The sequence below is a fragment of the Prevotella dentalis DSM 3688 genome (assembly GCF_000242335.1).
Taxonomy (GTDB): Bacteria; Bacteroidota; Bacteroidia; order Bacteroidales; family Bacteroidaceae; genus Prevotella; species Prevotella seregens.
Genome location: NC_019960.1, coordinates 1350769 through 1367211, shown reverse-complemented (window position 1 = coordinate 1367211; position 16443 = coordinate 1350769). Strand labels below are relative to the sequence as shown.

Sequence of the window (16443 nt, the reverse complement as noted above, 5' to 3'; positions counted from 1 at the left end):
AACATTAAAAAATTATGGCACATCCTAAAAGAAGACAGTCAAAGACTCGTACACTCAAGAGAAGAACTCACGACAAGGCAGTTGCCCCCACGTTGGCCGTTTGCCCCAACTGCGGTGCTTACTATGTGTACCATACCGTATGTCCCACTTGCGGATATTATCGCGGCAAGGTTGCTATCGTTAAGGAAGCTGCTGAATAATGGGCAAGATTAACGCTACCATCACGGGTATTGGTGGATATGTGCCCGACTATATCCTCACCAACGAGGAGTTGTCGCGCATGGTAGACACCAGTGATGAGTGGATCACAACACGTGTGGGCATCAAGGAGCGCCGAATCCTGAAAGAGGAAGGCCTCGGAAGCAGTTACATGGGCCGCAAGGCGGCCAAGCAGCTGTTGCAGAAGACGGGCGTTGATCCTGACACCATTGATGCACTGATAGTTTCCACTACCACCCCTGACTACATGTTCCCTTCTACGGCCAGCATCGTACTGGGCAAGTTGGGATTGAAGAATGCTCACGCCTTTGACGTTTCTTGCGCTTGCTGTGGCTTCCTCTATGCCATGGATACCGCATCGGCAATGATTCAGAGTGGCCGTTATCATAAGATTATTGTCATCTCGGCCGAGAAGATGTCTTCGGTGGTTGACTATACCGACCGCCAGACTTGCGTCCTCTTCGGCGATGGAGCGGGTGCGGTGCTCGTCGAGGGTACCGAGGAAGAGGGCATCGGTCTGCAGGACTCTTACCTGCGCACCGACGGCAAAGGTCTTCCTTTCCTTCACATGAAAGCCGGAGGAAGTGTTTGCCCACCGTCACACTTCACCATTGACCATCATCTGCATTACATCTATCAGGAGGGCCGCAACGTGTTCCGTCATGCCGTGACCGACATGGGTGACGACATAGAAGAAATCCTCACTCGCAACCAGATGCAACCCAGTGATGTGCAGTGGGTTATCCCTCATGAGGCCAATCTCCGCATTATCGAGGCCGTAGCCAAGCGTGCGGACTTGCCGCTGGAGAAAGTGATGATCAATATCGACCACTATGGCAACACCAGTTCGGCCACCATTCCATTGGCCCTTTGGGACAATGAGGCCAAACTGAAGAAAGGCGACAATGTTATTCTGACTGCCTTTGGCGCAGGCTTTGTTCATGGTGCCTCCTATTATAAATGGGGCTATGACGGAGCTTCCGTGGCAGACAGCAAGTAACACTTCGCACCATCCAGACAGAAAAACGCATCTTTCACGCTTAAAAGAATGCGTTTTTTTGTTCTTGAGCTTCACGTTTAACTAAAAAGTCGAATATGCACAAGGCAGGTTTTGTAAATATAGTGGGCAATCCCAATGTGGGCAAGTCCACACTGATGAACCAGCTTGTAGGCGAAAAGATCAGCATAGCCACGTTCAAGGCCCAGACCACACGCCACCGTATCATGGGCATTGTCAACACGCCCGACATGCAGATTGTGTTCTCCGACACTCCCGGAGTGCTCAAACCCAACTACAAGATGCAGGAAATGATGCTGGCTTTCTCGGAGTCGGCCCTTGCCGATGCCGACATCCTGCTCTATGTGACAGACGTGGTGGAGAACCCCGAGAAGAACATGGACTTCCTCGACAAGGTGAAATCCATGACCATTCCCGTCATTTTGCTTATCAACAAGATAGACGAAAGCGACCAACAGAAGCTGGTCGCCGCCGTGGACAAGTGGCACAGCCTGCTCCCCAATGCCGAAATCCTGCCTATTTCAGCCAAGAACAAGTTTGGCACCGACATGCTGATGAAGCGTATTGCCGAGCTGCTGCCCGAGAGTCCGGCTTATTTTGAGAAAGACCAGCTTACCGACAAGCCCGCCAAATTCTTTGTTTCCGAGATTATCCGCGAGAAGATTCTCCGCTATTACGACAAGGAGATTCCCTATGCCGTTGAGGTGGCCGTGGAGCGATTCAAGGAAGACGAGCGCCACATCCACATCAATACCGTCATCTATGTGGAGCGCGATTCGCAAAAGGGCATCATCATCGGCCATCAAGGCACGGCCCTGAAGAAAGTGTCCACCGAGGCCCGCAAGAGCCTGGAGACGTTCTTTGGCAAGAAGATTTTCCTCGAAGTCTTTGTCAAGGTAGACAAGGACTGGCGCAATTCTCAGAAAGAGCTCAACAATTTTGGATATAACCCGCAGTAGTATCACACTATGAAGTGGTTGGGAAGAGGAGTTATTGGAGCAGCGGGGGATAATGTCCTTTAACTTCTTGAACTCCCTTAACTTCTTTAACCCCTATACAATATGGCAAATTTAGTAGCGATAGTAGGCCGCCCGAACGTGGGCAAGTCTACACTTTTCAACCGACTGACCCAGACCCGTCATGCCATCGTGAGCGATGTGGCCGGCACCACGCGCGACCGCCAATACGGCAAGTGCAGCTGGAACGGCAAGGAATTCTCCGTGGTGGACACCGGCGGATGGGTTGTCAAGTCCGATGATATTTTCGAGGACGCCATTCGCCAGCAGGTGCGCATTGCCTCCGACGAGGCCGACCTCATTCTCTTTCTTGTCGACGTGGAGACGGGGCTCACCGATTGGGACGAGGACGTTGCCCTCATCCTGCGCCGTGCCAAGCTGCCCGTCATCCTTGTGGCCAACAAGGTGGACAACAGTGGCGAGGCCTATGTGGCCGCCGAGTTCTACAAGCTGGGCCTGGGCGAGCCCCACTGCATCAGTGCCGCCACGGGTGGCGGCACGGGTGATTTGCTCGACGTCATCCTTGCCAGTCTGCCGGCCGAGAACCGCGAAGAGATACAGGAAGACATTCCCCGCTTTGCCGTCGTGGGGCGTCCCAATGCCGGAAAGTCGAGCATCATCAACGCTTTCATTGGCGAAGACCGCAACATCGTAACCGAGATTGCCGGCACCACACGCGACAGCATCTACACCCGATTCGACAAGTTCGGCTTCGATTTCTACCTGGTCGACACGGCCGGCATCCGTCGCAAGAACAAGGTCACCGAGGATTTGGAGTTCTACAGCGTCATGCGCAGCATCCGTGCCATCGAGAACAGCGACGTCTGTATCCTCATGATCGACGCCACCCGTGGCATCGAAGCTCAGGACATGAACATCTTCCAGCTCATCCAGAAGAACAACAAGAGCCTCGTGGTGGTGGTGAACAAGTGGGATCTTGTGCAGGACAAAGACCAGAAAGTCATCAAGACTTTCGAGAATGCCATCCGCGAACGCATGGCGCCGTTTGTCGATTTCCCCATCGTCTTCGCCTCGGCCCTCACCAAGCAGCGCATCTTCAAGGTGCTCGAGATGGCCAAGCAGGTCTACGTCAACCGTGAGACCCGCATCGGCACCACCAAGCTCAACGAGGTGATGCTGCCCATCATCGAGCAGACGCCGCCACCGTCCATCAAGGGCAAGTACATCAAGATCAAGTATTGCTCGCAGCTGCCCAACACGCAGATACCCTCGTTCGTGTTCTATGCCAACCTGCCGCAGTACATCAAGGAGAACTATCGCCGGTTCCTGGAGAACAAGATTCGCGAGAACTGGTCGATGCACGGCTGCCCCATCAACGTGTTTATCCGCAAGAAGTGATGGTGCGGCTGTTCCCATGGCTGTGGCTTCTGGTCTTTGTCTGCGCTTGCGGCTCCCAAGGCCCCTCGCCGGCCGACATTGCCGGCCACGCTGCCAAGGTCTATTATGACCGGTTGCTGCAGGGCCACTACGACCAGTTTGTCGACGGGCGTTACCAGCCCGACTCCATCCCGGCTTCCTATCGCGACCAGCTCATCGCCAACATGCAGATGTTCATGGGGCAGCAACGGCAGGAGCACGGCGGACTCCGTGAGGTGCGCTACGTCTCGGCCACGGCCGACACCGCCCGCCATGTGGCCCAGGTCTACCTGCTCTTCGTCTATGGCGACAAGACCACCGAGCAGGTGCTTGTGCCGATGGTGGAGCACAAGGGCGTGTGGTACATGCGCTGAAACACAGCGGCGGAGCAATCCTCAAGGGGTTGCTCCGCCGCTGTGTTTTGGCCTTTCTTGGTTTTTATCCTCGTTCCTCCTCTTCCATTTCCACCTCTTTCACCTTGCGGAAGAGGTCGGAGGCGAAGACCAGGTCGTTGAGCCGCTTGTTGGTGGCGCCCATTACCTGGTCTTTGTTGCCCTGCCACTCTTTGCGTCCTTTGTAGATAAAGATGATGTTCTCGCCGATACCCATCACCGAGTTCATGTCGTGGGTGTTGATGATGGTGGTAATATTGTATTCTTTCGTGATGCCCGAGAGCAGCTTGTCGATGACAAGCGAGGTCTTGGGGTCGAGTCCCGAGTTGGGTTCGTCACAGAAGAGGTATTTCGGGTTCAGCACGATGGCCCGGGCGATGGCCACGCGTTTCTGCATGCCGCCCGAGATTTCTCCGGGAAACTTGTGCTGCGCGTCGAGCAGGTTCACGCGTTCCAGGCACTCCTGCGCCCGCTTCACGCGTTCGCGGTAGTTCATGGTCGAGAACATGTCGAGCGGGAACTGCACGTTCTCCAGCACCGAGAGCGAGTCGAAAAGAGCCGCACTCTGGAAAATCATGCCCATCTCTCGGCGCATCATCACGCGTTCGCGCTTGCTCATGGTGACGAAATTGCGGCCGTCGTAGCGTATCTCTCCGCTTGTCGGCTCGAGCAGTCCCACGATGTTTTTCACAAGCACGGTCTTTCCCGAACCGCTCTGTCCGATAATCAGATTGGTCTTGCCGGTCTCGAACACGGCGTTAATGTCATTCAGGACCGTCTTGTCCTCGAACGATTTGGTCAGGTGTTTAACTTCGATCATAGCCCCCTAAGTTAGGGGGTTGGGGGTCTGAGCAGCCTTTGTATGGCTCTTCCGTACGCCCCAACCCATTATGATATATCCCCGGAAACCGGGTCTTTTTTTCTTTCTTTATCCTTGTGCCTCCTCTTCCGAGGGGCAGTTGTATGTGTTTGTCGGCAGCCAGTTGCATGGCTGTTTCGTGTAGTCGCTCCACAACACCCTGCACGCCGTTCTCCAGTTCTTCGTTCTTCATCCGCGTAACCGTGATGCCTTGCTGGTTCAGGTAACTGGTACGGTCGGCATCTTTCTGTCGGTTCTCCGGCGTGTCGTGTATTTTGCCGTCCACCTCGACACACCATCGCAGCTCCGTACAGAAGAAGTCCATCACATAGGGGCCGTAGCCATGTTGCCGTCTGAACTTCAGCCCCTCGATTTGGCGGCCTTTGATGTAGTGCCATAGCAAGAGTTCGCACGAAGTGGCATCGCGTCTCAACTGTCGTCTGAGGTCCTTGGTGTAGATGGGATTGGAGTCGGACATGGTGCGGGAGAGAGGTATTTGGCGTGAAGTGATTGTGGGCTGACGCGTTGTCCAGACCCCCCAACCCCCTAACTTAGGGGGCTGGGCTCACGAAAGCAACTGCGTCAGGAACACGTCTGAGAACAGGATGAGGACGCTGCTGCTCACCACGGCGTCGGTCGAGGCCTTGCCCACCTCCACCGAGCCGCCCTCCACCGTGTAGCCGAAGAACGACGACACGCTGGCAATGATGAAGGCGAAGCACAGGCTCTTGATGATACTCATCCACACAAACCACTGGTTGAACGAGTGGTGCATGCCCGCCGTGAGGTCGTCGGGCGACATCATGTGGCCGAGATAAGCCGTGGCATACGCGCCCATGATGCCCATGGCCGAGGAGAACACCACCAGGAAAGGCATGATGGTTACCAGTCCCATAATCTTGGGCAGGATGAGATAGCTGGCCGAGTTCACGCCCATGATGTCGAGGGCGTCTATCTGCTGCGTCACCCGCATGGTGCCCAGCTCAGAGGCGATGTTGGAACCCACCTTGCCGGCCAGAATCAGACACATGATCGAGCTGGAGAATTCCAGCAGCATAATCTCGCGCGTGGTGTAGCCCGTCACCCATCGCGGCATCCAGGGGCTCTGGATGTTCACCTTCATTTGGATGCAGATCACGGCCCCGATAAAGAAGCTGATGAGCAGCACGATGCCGATGGAGTCGACGCCGAGCTGCGACATCTCCTTCACATACTGCTTCATGAACATGCGCATGCGCTCGGGACGCGAGAACGAGCGCCCTATCAGAATCAGGTATTTGCCGAATGTGGTGAGCCACTTCAGCAGAAGTTTCATGATAATCATTGGTGCAAAATTAAGTAAAAACCGCCGATAAACGGCCAATCCCCGGCCGCTTTTTGCTTTTTTAAGGCTAATGCTTTTCCCTCGCCGAATGGGTGAGGAACCGCCGGCAGCCTGCTGCGCCACTGCTGCCGGGCGGCAGGGGGCGGTGCGTTTGCCGGGCAATCGCCGTCCGTCTGCGGCGTAATCGTGGCGCGTCCACGGCGCAATCGCAACGCGTCTGCGGTGTGACGGTCGCGCGTGCATGTCGCAGCGGAACTGCCACGGGCCCCGCAACACGAAAAAAGGAGCAAGTTGCGCTTGTTCCGTTGAATTTTCGTACATTTGCAACCAAAACAAGCGACATGGACGAAAACAACCTGAATGTGGCGCCAGCAGGGACTGCGGGTGCCGTGCTGCGTGCCGAGGGACTGGTGAAACGCTACGGTGCACGCACCGTGGCCAACGGCGTGACCTACAACGTGAAGCAGGGCGAAATCGTGGGGCTGCTGGGCCCCAACGGCGCCGGCAAGACCACCTCGTTCTACATGACCACCGGCCTCGTGGTGCCCAACGAGGGCCACGTCTATATCGACGACCACGAAATCACCGACTATCCCGTCTACAAGCGCGCGCGCGCCGGCATCGGCTATCTGCCCCAGGAGGCCAGCGTGTTCCGCAAGATGAGCGTGGAGGACAACATTATGTCGGTGCTCGAGATGACCGACAAGCCGCGCCAGTACCAGCTCGACAAGCTGGAGAGCCTCATAACAGAGTTTCGTCTGGGCAAGGTGCGCAAGAACAAGGGCGACCAGCTCTCGGGCGGCGAGCGCCGGCGCACGGAGATAGCCCGCTGCCTGGCCATCGACCCGAAGTTCATTATGCTCGACGAACCTTTTGCCGGCGTGGACCCCATTGCCGTGGAAGACATACAGCACATCGTGTGGCGGCTGAAATATCACAACATCGGCATCCTCATCACCGATCACAATGTGCAGGAGACGCTCTCCATCACCGACCGCGCCTACCTGCTCTTCGAGGGGCGCATCCTCTTCAAGGGCCTGCCCGAGGACATCGCTGCAGACCCCACTGTGCGCAAGCACTACCTGAGCGAGAACTTCGTCTACCGCAAGTTCAAGCCCAACGACGAGGACATTCGCTACGTGGAGGGGAGGTAATCTAAAAAGACTGCAAGATGAGCCGTGAACCTTTCGACCTGCAACAAATAGCGTCGCTTCGGGAAAACAACAGGCTGGAAGCCAAGCGTGCCCGGGGAGGGGTGCCGCATTCCATGTGGGAAACCTACAGCGCTTTTGCCAATACAGAGGGTGGAGTGATTCTGCTGGGTGTGGACGAGACGCGGAATCATCAGCTGGTGGTGACAGGAGTAGATGCTCCACAAACCTACATTCGGGACATTTGGAACACGGTGAACAATCCGCAGAAAGTCAGTGTCAATATTCTAACAGAGCGCATGGTACACGCAGAGCGGGTGAATGGCAAGGACATCATCGTAGTCGAAGTGCCGAGAGCTGACCGCAGTCTACGCCCGGTCTATCTTAACAAAAACCCTGAAAGCGGTTCCTATCGCAGAAACTTTGAAGGCGATTACCATTGTAACAAGGAGCAGATTTCAGCCATGTATCGCGATGCTTCCGAGGTAACAATGGATAGAAAGGTTCTGGTTTCCAAAGAGATTGACGCGTTTTGCAGAGAGACCATAATCGACTATCGAGGACGTTTTAAGGCTTTCCATCCCAGTCATGTCTGGAATCAGCTGGACAACGAACAGTTTCTTCGTCACATCGGGGCGGTGCAATGGTCGGGCGAAGACCTGCGTTTTCATCCTACTTTGGCCGGGCTCTTGATGTTTGGTTTCGACTTTGAGATACTGCAAGAACTCCCCCAATACTATCTGGATTACCGGGAAGAGTTCGACCCCGGTGTCAGATGGACACATCGTTTGGTGTCCAGTTCGGGCGACTGGAGCGGAAATATCTACGACTTTTTCTGGCGTGTATATCCTCGTCTAAGGCAAAATTTGCCGGTTCCTTTTGCCGTAGATGGCGGCGTGAACCGTATAGACGAACCTCGTACACATCTGGCCATAAGGGAGCTTTTGCTCAACGCCTTGGCGCACGGCGACTATTTTGGTCGTCGGGGATTCGTAGTTGTCAATGCGCCCTCGGGCATACGGATAGCCAATCCCGGGGACATGCGGGTGAGTCTTGATGTGGCTCTTGAGGGCGGCGTGTCGGATCCGCGCAACAGTATGGTCATGCGCATGTTTAGTCTGGTGGGCATTGGCGATCGGGCTGGCAGTGGAATGCCCGATGCCATTTCGGCTTTACGGGAGGAGCTTCACGCTGAAATGAGCTGCCGAGTTTCCCTCGATCCAGACAGGACAACGCTGGATATTCAGTTTGGTAAACCGCTGGTAAAAGCTCCATCCGCTGATAATCCGTTGATAAACGGGCCGTCCGTTGATAAAAACGCGGATAAGATGGCACAGATATTGGCTTTTATCAACGGGCGGGGAGAGGTGAAGACGGCTGAGGTCGCACAGGCGTTTCGGCTGAGTATGACGCAGTCGCGGTATTATCTGCAGAAGCTAATAGGGGCAAATCAAATCGTGGCTTGCGGAGGCAACAGAAACCGAAGTTACAAGGTGAATGGGAAAGAAAGGCGATTGGAATAACCGGAAATAGCTGCGTTAAAAAAACAAATTTTCATTTGTTATATTAGGTATATTCGCAAAATATCAGTAATTTTGCGTTCCGAATTGCTGTAACCCCCTTACGATCAATCAAAAATAAACAAAATAGTAAAGACAAAAGATGAAAGTTTCATTTGAGAACCCCGACAAGATCAATGCCCTGTTGACCATCACTGTCGAAGAAGATGACTACAAGAACGACGTGGAAAAGACACTGAAGGACTATCGCAGGAAAGCCAATGTGCCCGGTTTCCGTCCCGGTCAGGCTCCGATGGGCATGATTAAGCGCCAGTTCGGCGCCTCGGTCAAGATGGATACCATCAACAAGATCGTTGGCAACGAGATACAGAAATACATCGCCGACAACAAGGTGCAGATGCTCGGCGAGCCCCTCGCCTCGGAGAAGCAGGAGCCCCAGGACCTGGAGAAGGCCGGCCCCTACACGTTCATGTTCGACATTGCTGTTGCCCCGGAGTTCGACGTTGAACTCTCCGACAAGGATACCATCGACTATTACAGCATCGACGTGGACGACGAATTGGTGAACCGCCAGGTGGAGATGTTCGCCTCGCGCACGGGCAAGTACGAGGATGCAGAGACGTATGCCGAGGGCGACATGCTCAAGGGCGACCTGCGCGAACTCGACGAGAACGGTAACACCAAGGAGGGCGGTCTCACCGTCGAGGCGGCCGTGCTGATGCCCAATTACATCAAGGCCGACGACCAGAAGAAGCTCTTCGACGGGGCCAAGGCTGGCGACATCATCACCTTCAACCCCCGCAAGGCCTATCCTGAAGGCGATACAGAGATTTCGGCCCTGCTGAAAATCAAGAAAGAAGAGGTGGCCGAACACACGGGTGACTTCAGTTACCAGATCACGCAAATCCAGCGTTTCCAGAACCATGCCGTGGATCAGGAGCTCTTCGACCAGACTTTTGGCGAGGGCGTTGTGAAGAGCGAGGAGGAATTCCGCCGGAAGATCGGCGAGGGTCTGAAGGTGCAACTCGGCCGCGACAGCGATTACAAGTTCCTGCTTGATGTGCGCAAGTACGTGGAAGACAAGGTGGGACAGCTTACTTATCCCGATGCCCTGCTCAAGCGCATCATGCTGCAGAACAACAAGGACAAGGGGCAGGAGTTCGTCGACAAGAACTATGAGGCGAGCCTCAAGGAGCTCTCGTGGAGCCTCATGCGCAGCAAGCTCTCCGAGAAGGCCGGCGTGAAGGTGAACGACGACGACGTGAAGAACGCCGCCCGCGAGACCGCCCGCGTGCAGTTTGCCCAGTACGGCATGAGCAACGTGCCCGAGGAGTATGTGGACAACTACGCCAACGAGCTGCTCAAGAAGCAGGAGACGGTGCAGAACTTCGTGGATCGCGCCGTCGACGTGAAGCTCACGGAGGCCGTCAAGAACGTGGTGAAGCTGAACGAGAAGCACATCTCGCTCGACGATTTCAACAAGATGATGGGCGAGTAAAAACGTTTTTTTAGAAAAAATAATCTCTTCGCGAAAGGGGTTATCGACTTTTTTTAGTAACTTTGTGTTACTGATACATGGAAAAGAGTCGGTAATCTCTTTTCGCAGTTTAATAAGAAAGGAATCATGAACAACGATTTTAGAAAGTATGCCACCCGGCATTTGGGGATGAACGGCATGGTGATTGACGACGTGGTCAAGGCTCAGGCTCGGTATCTCAACCCCTATATCCTCGAAGAGCGACAGCTCAATGTGACACAGATGGACGTGTTCTCGCGTTTGATGATGGACCGCATCATCTTCCTTGGAACCGAGATCGACGACTATACGGCCAACACCCTGCAGGCTCAGTTGCTCTATCTCGACTCGGTGGACAATGGCAAGGACATCTCCATCTATATCAACTCGCCCGGTGGCAGCGTGACGGCCGGGCTGGGCATCTACGACACCATGCAGTTCATCACCAGTAACGTGGCCACCATTTGTACGGGTATGGCTGCCTCGATGGCTGCCGTGCTGCTTGTGGCCGGGGCCGAGGGCAAGCGTTCGGCGCTGCCTCATGGCCGCGTGATGATACACCAGCCGCTCGGCGGCGTGCAGGGCCAGGCCTCGGACATTGAGATTGAAGCCCGCGAGATTCAGAAGTTCAAGAAAGAACTTTATACCATCATTTCCAACCATTCGCACCAGACCTACGAGAAAGTATGGCAGGACAGCGACCGCAACTACTGGATGACGGCCGAAGAAGCCAAGGAGTATGGTATGATCGACACCGTGCTGGCCCGCAAGCAATGAGCGGGCAGGCATGCCCCGCATAAGCGATAACCCGAAAGCAATCAAAGGAGAAGAAAGAAGCAATGGCAAAGAAAGTTTGTTCGTTCTGCGGAAGAAACGAAGACCAGGTAAGGCTGCTCATCACCGGACTGAACGGCTATATCTGTGAGGACTGCGCCGCGCAGGCCTACAATATTGTGCAGCAGAGCGGCGTGCTGGGGAGCGAAGCCGAGGGCGAAGACGCCGAGAAGGCGTACCGGCCCAAGAAAAAAGTGCCCAAGCCCAAAGAGATTAAGGGCTATCTGGACGAATATATCATCGGACAGGATGAGGCCAAACGCTATCTGGCCGTGGCCGTGTACAACCACTACAAGCGGCTGCAGCAGCCTAAGGACGACGATGGCGTGGAGATCGAGAAGAGCAACATCATCATGGTGGGCTCCACCGGCACGGGCAAGACATTGCTGGCCCGCACCATCGCCCGGCTGCTCGACGTGCCTTTCACCATTGTCGACGCCACGGTGTTTACCGAGGCCGGCTACGTGGGCGAGGATGTGGAGAGCATTCTGAGTCGCCTGCTCCAAGTGGCCAACTACGACGTAAAGGCGGCTGAGCGCGGCATCGTGTTTATCGATGAGATAGATAAAATTGCCCGCAAGAGCGACAACCCCAGCATCACCCGCGACGTGAGCGGCGAGGGTGTGCAGCAAGGACTGCTCAAGTTGCTCGAGGGCACGGTGGTCAATGTCCCGCCACAGGGCGGGCGCAAGCATCCCGACCAGGAGTACATCCACGTGGATACGAAGAACATCCTCTTCATCTGCGGCGGAGCTTTCGACGGCATCGAGCGCAAGATCGCCCAGCGGCTCAATACCCATGTGGTGGGCTACAGCTCGGTGCAGAACACGCGCAATATTGACAAGGGCGACCTCATGAGGTATATCATGCCGCAGGATCTGAAGTCGTTCGGACTCATTCCCGAGCTCATCGGCCGTGTGCCGGTGCTCACCTATCTGAATCCGCTCGACCGCAAGGCCTTGCGCCGCATCCTCGTGGAGCCCAAGAACTCCATCGTCAAGCAGTATGTCAAGCTGTTCGAGATGGACCACATCGCCCTGACCTTTGCCGAGGACGCCCTCGACTTTATCGTCGATAAGGCTGTGGAATACAAGCTCGGGGCCCGCGGACTGCGCTCCATCGTGGAGGCTGTTATTATGGATGCCATGTATGATGTGCCCTCACGGCGCATCAAGAAGTTCGAGGTGACGCTCGACTTTGCCCGGGCCCAGCTCGACAAGGCCCGTCTGCAGAAGCTGGAGTCGGCCTAAGCCGGCTCCGCTTCACCCCTCTATGCGCCGTAGACCGACGCGCCGCCTGACGAACAATCTGAACTACCGCAACAATGGCACAGGAAGTAAACCTGCTCGAACAACTGAAGCACTATTTCGGCTTTGACGCTTTCAAAGGCGATCAGGAAGCCATCATCCGCAACCTCATGGCGGGCAACGACACGTTTGTGCTGATGCCCACCGGCGGCGGGAAGAGTCTCTGCTATCAGCTGCCCTCGCTGATTATGGACGGCACGGCCATCGTCGTGTCGCCACTCATTGCGTTAATGAAGAATCAGGTGGACGTCATCAATGGCCTTACCGAGGAAGACGGTGTGGCCCACTTCCTCAACTCCTCGCTCAACCGTGCCGCCATCAACCAGGTGGAGCAGGACGTTCATTCGGGCAAGACCAAGCTGCTTTATGTGGCTCCCGAGTCGCTCAACAAGGAAGACAACCTGGCTTTCTTCACTTCGTTCAAGATTTCGTTCTACGCCATTGATGAGGCCCACTGCATATCGGAGTGGGGACACGACTTTCGTCCCGAGTACCGCAACATCCGTCCCACGATAGACCGCATTGCTTGTGAGCAACATGTGGACAAGGTGCCCGTCATCGCGCTCACCGCCACGGCCACCGACAAGGTGCGTACGGATATTAAGAAGAGCCTGGGCATCATGGATGCGCCCGACTTCAAGAGCTCGTTCAACCGGCCCAACCTGTATTATGAAGTGCGCCCGAAAGTGAGCGAGGAAGACACCGACAGCCAAATCATCCGCTTTCTGAGGCAACACGAGGGCAAGAGCGGTATCGTCTATTGCCTCTCGCGCAAGAAAGTGGAGGAGCTGTCAAAGAAATTACAGCTCAATGGTTTCAAGGCAGCACCCTATCATGCCGGGCTGGACACGGAGTTGCGCACGAAGACTCAGGACGACTTTCTCAAGGAGGAGCTCGACGTCATTGTGGCTACCATCGCCTTTGGCATGGGCATTGACAAGCCCGACGTGCGGTTTGTCATCCACTACGACATACCCAAGAGCCTCGAAGGCTACTATCAGGAGACGGGCCGCGCCGGCCGCGACGACGGCGAGGGCATTTGCATCGCTTTCTATTCGCCCAAGGATCTGAAGAAGTTGGAGAAGTTCATGGAGAACAAGGGCGAGGCAGAGAAGGAGATAGGGCGGCAGTTGCTCGAGGAAACCAAGGCCTATGCCGAGACCTCGGTGTGCCGTCGCAGGTTCCTGTTGCATTATTTCGGAGAGGAATATCCCAAGCCTGACTGTGGGAACTGCGACAATTGCAAGCATCCGCAGAAGCCGCGCGATGCGCAGGATGCGCTTGTTGAGGTGCTGAGCGCCGTTCGCGCCGTGAAGGAAAACTTCGACCAACCCTATATTATAGACTTTGTAAAAGGCCGTGCCACCGACAACATTGTGCGTCACGGGCACGACCAGCTGCCCGAATTTGGCGGCGGGGCCAAAATCAATGAGGAGATGCCCGGCATCTGGCATCCGGTCATCCGTCAGGCCATGATTTCTCATTATATCCGCAAGGACGTGGAAAACTATGGTCTGCTGAAGCTCACACCCGAGGGACTTGGCTATCTCAAGAGTCCCAAACCGTTCATGGTGGTGCTTGACCGCGAGTTCGACGATGTGGAGGAAACGTCGGACGGAGGCACCAGCGCACTCGACGAGAACCTGCATGCCCTGCTCAAGAAGTTGCGCAAGGACGTGGCCCGCCGGCACAACCTGCCGCCCTACGTCATCTTTCAGGATGCCTCGCTCACGCTCATGGCCACTAGCTATCCCACCTGTATGGAGGAACTGCTGCAAATCCAGGGGGTGGGGCAGGGCAAGGCCCGCAAGTTTGGTAAGCCCTTTGTCGATCTCATCAAGCAGTATTGCGAGGACAACGGCATTCAGCGCACTGACATGATGCGCGTCATCAGCTTGCCCAACAAGTCGCTCAAGAAGCTCAAAATCATTGAGCTTATCGACAAACGCGTGCCGCTTGACGAGATCGCCAATGCGCAAGGCTGCGATTTCGACGAGTTGCTCGACGAAATAGAGACCATCGTGAACAGTGGCATGAAGGTCAATCTGAACTATTATCTCGACGATGAGAATGTCATGGATCCTGACGAGATGGAGGACATCTACGAGTATTTCCGCGGCAGCGAGTCCGACGACATTGACAAGGCCATCGACGAAGTGGACATCTACGATGATGATCACGGGCTCACAGCCGAGGAGAAAGCCCGCTTGGTGCTCATCAAGTTCCTGTCCGAGGAAGCCAATTGAACGGACGCGTTAAATAGCATTAACGCAGGAAGAAATCGGGAGGAATCGCGCAAGTATGTGCGAAAATATTGCTATATTTGCACGCAATAAATTTATAAATACCCATTTTATGTCATCATTTGTTGCAGATAAAATTGTCATGGACGGCCTGACTTTCGACGACGTCCTGCTCATTCCTGCTTATTCTGAGGTGCTGCCCAAGGAGGTAGAGCTGAAAACCAAGTTTTCCCGTCACATCAATTTGAATGTTCCTTTCGTCACTGCAGCCATGGACACGGTTACGGAATCGTCGATGGCCATTGCCATTGCCCGTGAGGGTGGCATTGGCGTGATACACAAGAACATGACAATAGAGGAGCAGGCCCGCCAAGTGGCTATCGTGAAGCGGGCCGAGAACGGAATGATCTACGACCCGGTGACTATCCGTCGCGGCCGCACCGTGCGCGATGCGCTGGAGATGATGCACGATTACCACATCGGAGGAATCCCTGTTGTGGACGAGGAAAACCATTTGGTGGGTATTGTTACCAACCGCGACCTGCGCTTTGAGCGGCGTCTGGACAAGACAGTGGACGAGGTGATGACCAGCGAAAACCTGGTGACCACCCATCAGCAGACCGATTTAATCGCTGCCGCACAGATTCTGCAGGAGAACAAAATCGAGAAGCTGCCCGTGGTTGATGCCGCCAACCGCCTCATCGGTCTGATTACTTATAAGGACATTACCAAGGCCAAGGACAAGCCTATGGCCTGCAAGGACGAGAAAGGCCGGCTGCGTGTGGCCGCCGGCGTGGGTGTTACGGCCGACACGCTCGACCGTGCCCAGGCACTCGTCGAGGCTGGCGTGGACGCCATTGTCATAGATACGGCCCACGGTCATACCAAGGGTGTGGTGGGCAAACTCCATGAAGTGAAGTCCACTTTCCCCGGTGTCGACGTGGTGGTGGGCAACATTGCTACGGGCGAGGCCGCCAGATATCTTGTCGACAACGGTGCCGATGCTGTGAAAGTGGGCATCGGACCGGGCTCCATCTGCACCACCCGCGTGGTGGCCGGCGTGGGCGTTCCGCAGCTAAGTGCCGTCTACGACGTGTATTCTGCCCTGAAAGGCACCGACGTTCCCCTGATTGCCGATGGCGGTCTGCGCTATTCGGGCGACATTGTAAAGGCCCTGGCCGCCGGTGGCAGCTGTGTCATGGTGGGCTCTTTGGTGGCTGGCACCGAGGAGTCGCCGGGCGAGACCATCATCTACAACGGCCGCAAGTTCAAGAGTTATCGCGGCATGGGCTCGCTGGAAGCCATGGGACAGAAGAACGGTTCACGCGACCGTTACTTCCAGGGCGACACCAATGATGTGAAGAAGTTGGTGCCGGAGGGCATTGCCGGACGCGTTCCTTACAAGGGTACGGTGCAGGAAGTGATCTACCAACTCGTGGGCGGACTGCGTTCGGGTATGGGCTATTGCGGTGCGTCGACCATTGGCAGCCTGCACGATGCCAAGTTCGTTCACATCACCAATGCTGGCGTCCAGGAGAGCCATCCGCACGACATCGCCATCACCAGCGAGGCTCCCAACTACTCCAGACACGAATAATCCACAATACGAATTGCCGGGGTGACAGCGTGTGCGCACGGTTACCACCCCGTTATAATGACTAAGCGAA

Annotated in this window: 15 protein-coding genes; 12 read left to right on the top strand and 3 right to left on the bottom strand. The window is 55.4% G+C overall.

Features of this window, described 5'->3' with window-relative positions:
- Positions 1-14 precede the first annotated feature (14 nt).
- The 5 genes from rpmF (at position 15) to PREDE_RS05405 (ending at position 4004) form a co-directional block, all read left to right on the top strand.
- Entirely contained in the window at positions 15-200 is a 186-nt protein-coding gene (gene rpmF / locus PREDE_RS13450) for a 50S ribosomal protein L32 (protein ID WP_006848356.1), read from the top strand.
- On the top strand, positions 200-1219 hold the full coding sequence (locus PREDE_RS05420; RefSeq protein WP_005844865.1) for a beta-ketoacyl-ACP synthase III: 1020 nt from the start codon (positions 200-202) through the stop codon (positions 1217-1219). The genes rpmF and PREDE_RS05420 overlap by 1 nt, the downstream gene beginning before the upstream one ends.
- Before the next feature lie 95 nt (positions 1220-1314).
- Positions 1315-2196, top strand: coding sequence for a GTPase Era (gene era, locus PREDE_RS05415; RefSeq protein WP_005844863.1), 882 nt, complete (start codon positions 1315-1317; stop codon positions 2194-2196).
- A gap of 102 nt (positions 2197-2298) precedes the next feature.
- Positions 2299-3612 carry a ribosome biogenesis GTPase Der gene (der, locus tag PREDE_RS05410; RefSeq protein ID WP_005844861.1) on the top strand — a complete coding sequence of 438 codons (1314 nt, stop codon included), beginning with the start codon at positions 2299-2301 and terminating at the stop codon, positions 3610-3612.
- Entirely contained in the window at positions 3612-4004 is a 393-nt protein-coding gene (locus PREDE_RS05405) for a hypothetical protein (RefSeq protein WP_005844859.1), read from the top strand. Before der ends, PREDE_RS05405 begins: the two co-directional genes overlap by 1 nt.
- A 64-nt stretch (positions 4005-4068) precedes the next feature.
- On the opposite strand, the gene PREDE_RS05400 is transcribed toward PREDE_RS05405, so the two are convergent.
- From PREDE_RS05400 to PREDE_RS05390, 3 genes are all read right to left on the bottom strand, one after another.
- A complete protein-coding gene (locus PREDE_RS05400) occupies positions 4069-4842 on the bottom strand; it encodes an ABC transporter ATP-binding protein (RefSeq protein ID WP_005844857.1) in 774 nt (257 codons plus the stop codon).
- On the bottom strand, positions 4829-5359 hold the full coding sequence (locus PREDE_RS05395; RefSeq protein WP_005844855.1) for an endonuclease domain-containing protein: 531 nt from the start codon (positions 5357-5359) through the stop codon (positions 4829-4831). Before PREDE_RS05395 ends, PREDE_RS05400 begins: the two co-directional genes overlap by 14 nt.
- Before the next feature lie 87 nt (positions 5360-5446).
- The gene (locus tag PREDE_RS05390; RefSeq protein WP_027952393.1) at positions 5447-6205 is read right to left on the bottom strand and encodes an MlaE family ABC transporter permease; all 759 of its coding nucleotides are present in this window, start codon (positions 6203-6205) and stop codon (positions 5447-5449) included.
- A gap of 341 nt (positions 6206-6546) precedes the next feature.
- On the opposite strand from PREDE_RS05390, the gene lptB reads away from it, so the two are divergent.
- The 7 genes from lptB to guaB all read left to right on the top strand — a co-directional run bounded on the left by lptB (position 6547) and on the right by guaB (position 16373).
- Positions 6547-7359: an LPS export ABC transporter ATP-binding protein gene (lptB, locus tag PREDE_RS05385; protein ID WP_005844850.1), complete on the top strand. Its 813-nt coding sequence runs from the start codon at positions 6547-6549 to the stop codon at positions 7357-7359.
- Positions 7360-7376: 17 nt separating this feature from the next.
- A complete protein-coding gene (locus PREDE_RS05380; protein ID WP_005844848.1) occupies positions 7377-8879 on the top strand; it encodes an RNA-binding domain-containing protein in 1503 nt (500 codons plus the stop codon).
- A gap of 139 nt (positions 8880-9018) precedes the next feature.
- Positions 9019-10374 (top strand): trigger factor, encoded by a 1356-nt coding sequence (tig, locus tag PREDE_RS05375; RefSeq protein ID WP_005844846.1) that lies wholly within the window; start codon positions 9019-9021, stop codon positions 10372-10374.
- Positions 10375-10500: 126 nt separating this feature from the next.
- Entirely contained in the window at positions 10501-11169 is a 669-nt protein-coding gene (gene clpP / locus PREDE_RS05370; protein WP_005844845.1) for an ATP-dependent Clp endopeptidase proteolytic subunit ClpP, read from the top strand.
- A gap of 62 nt (positions 11170-11231) precedes the next feature.
- Positions 11232-12476, top strand: coding sequence for an ATP-dependent Clp protease ATP-binding subunit ClpX (clpX, locus tag PREDE_RS05365; RefSeq protein WP_005844843.1), 1245 nt, complete (start codon positions 11232-11234; stop codon positions 12474-12476).
- Between the two features lie 74 nt (positions 12477-12550).
- Positions 12551-14779 (top strand): DNA helicase RecQ, encoded by a 2229-nt coding sequence (recQ, locus tag PREDE_RS05360; protein ID WP_005844841.1) that lies wholly within the window; start codon positions 12551-12553, stop codon positions 14777-14779.
- A gap of 109 nt (positions 14780-14888) precedes the next feature.
- On the top strand, positions 14889-16373 hold the full coding sequence (gene guaB, locus PREDE_RS05355) for an IMP dehydrogenase (protein ID WP_015298525.1): 1485 nt from the start codon (positions 14889-14891) through the stop codon (positions 16371-16373).
- The last annotated feature ends 70 nt before the right edge of the window (positions 16374-16443 follow it).

Coding starts and splice junctions, on each gene's coding strand:
- rpmF (WP_006848356.1), top strand. CDS start 15: ATGGCACATCCTAAAAGAAGACAGTCAAAGACTCGTACACTCAAGAGA.
- PREDE_RS05420 (WP_005844865.1), top strand. CDS start 200: ATGGGCAAGATTAACGCTACCATCACGGGTATTGGTGGATATGTGCCC.
- era (WP_005844863.1), top strand. CDS start 1,315: ATGCACAAGGCAGGTTTTGTAAATATAGTGGGCAATCCCAATGTGGGC.
- der (WP_005844861.1), top strand. CDS start 2,299: ATGGCAAATTTAGTAGCGATAGTAGGCCGCCCGAACGTGGGCAAGTCT.
- PREDE_RS05405 (WP_005844859.1), top strand. CDS start 3,612: ATGGTGCGGCTGTTCCCATGGCTGTGGCTTCTGGTCTTTGTCTGCGCT.
- PREDE_RS05400 (WP_005844857.1), bottom strand. CDS start 4,842: ATGATCGAAGTTAAACACCTGACCAAATCGTTCGAGGACAAGACGGTC.
- PREDE_RS05395 (WP_005844855.1), bottom strand. CDS start 5,359: ATGTCCGACTCCAATCCCATCTACACCAAGGACCTCAGACGACAGTTG.
- PREDE_RS05390 (WP_027952393.1), bottom strand. CDS start 6,205: ATGATTATCATGAAACTTCTGCTGAAGTGGCTCACCACATTCGGCAAA.
- lptB (WP_005844850.1), top strand. CDS start 6,547: ATGGACGAAAACAACCTGAATGTGGCGCCAGCAGGGACTGCGGGTGCC.
- PREDE_RS05380 (WP_005844848.1), top strand. CDS start 7,377: ATGAGCCGTGAACCTTTCGACCTGCAACAAATAGCGTCGCTTCGGGAA.
- tig (WP_005844846.1), top strand. CDS start 9,019: ATGAAAGTTTCATTTGAGAACCCCGACAAGATCAATGCCCTGTTGACC.
- clpP (WP_005844845.1), top strand. CDS start 10,501: ATGAACAACGATTTTAGAAAGTATGCCACCCGGCATTTGGGGATGAAC.
- clpX (WP_005844843.1), top strand. CDS start 11,232: ATGGCAAAGAAAGTTTGTTCGTTCTGCGGAAGAAACGAAGACCAGGTA.
- recQ (WP_005844841.1), top strand. CDS start 12,551: ATGGCACAGGAAGTAAACCTGCTCGAACAACTGAAGCACTATTTCGGC.
- guaB (WP_015298525.1), top strand. CDS start 14,889: ATGTCATCATTTGTTGCAGATAAAATTGTCATGGACGGCCTGACTTTC.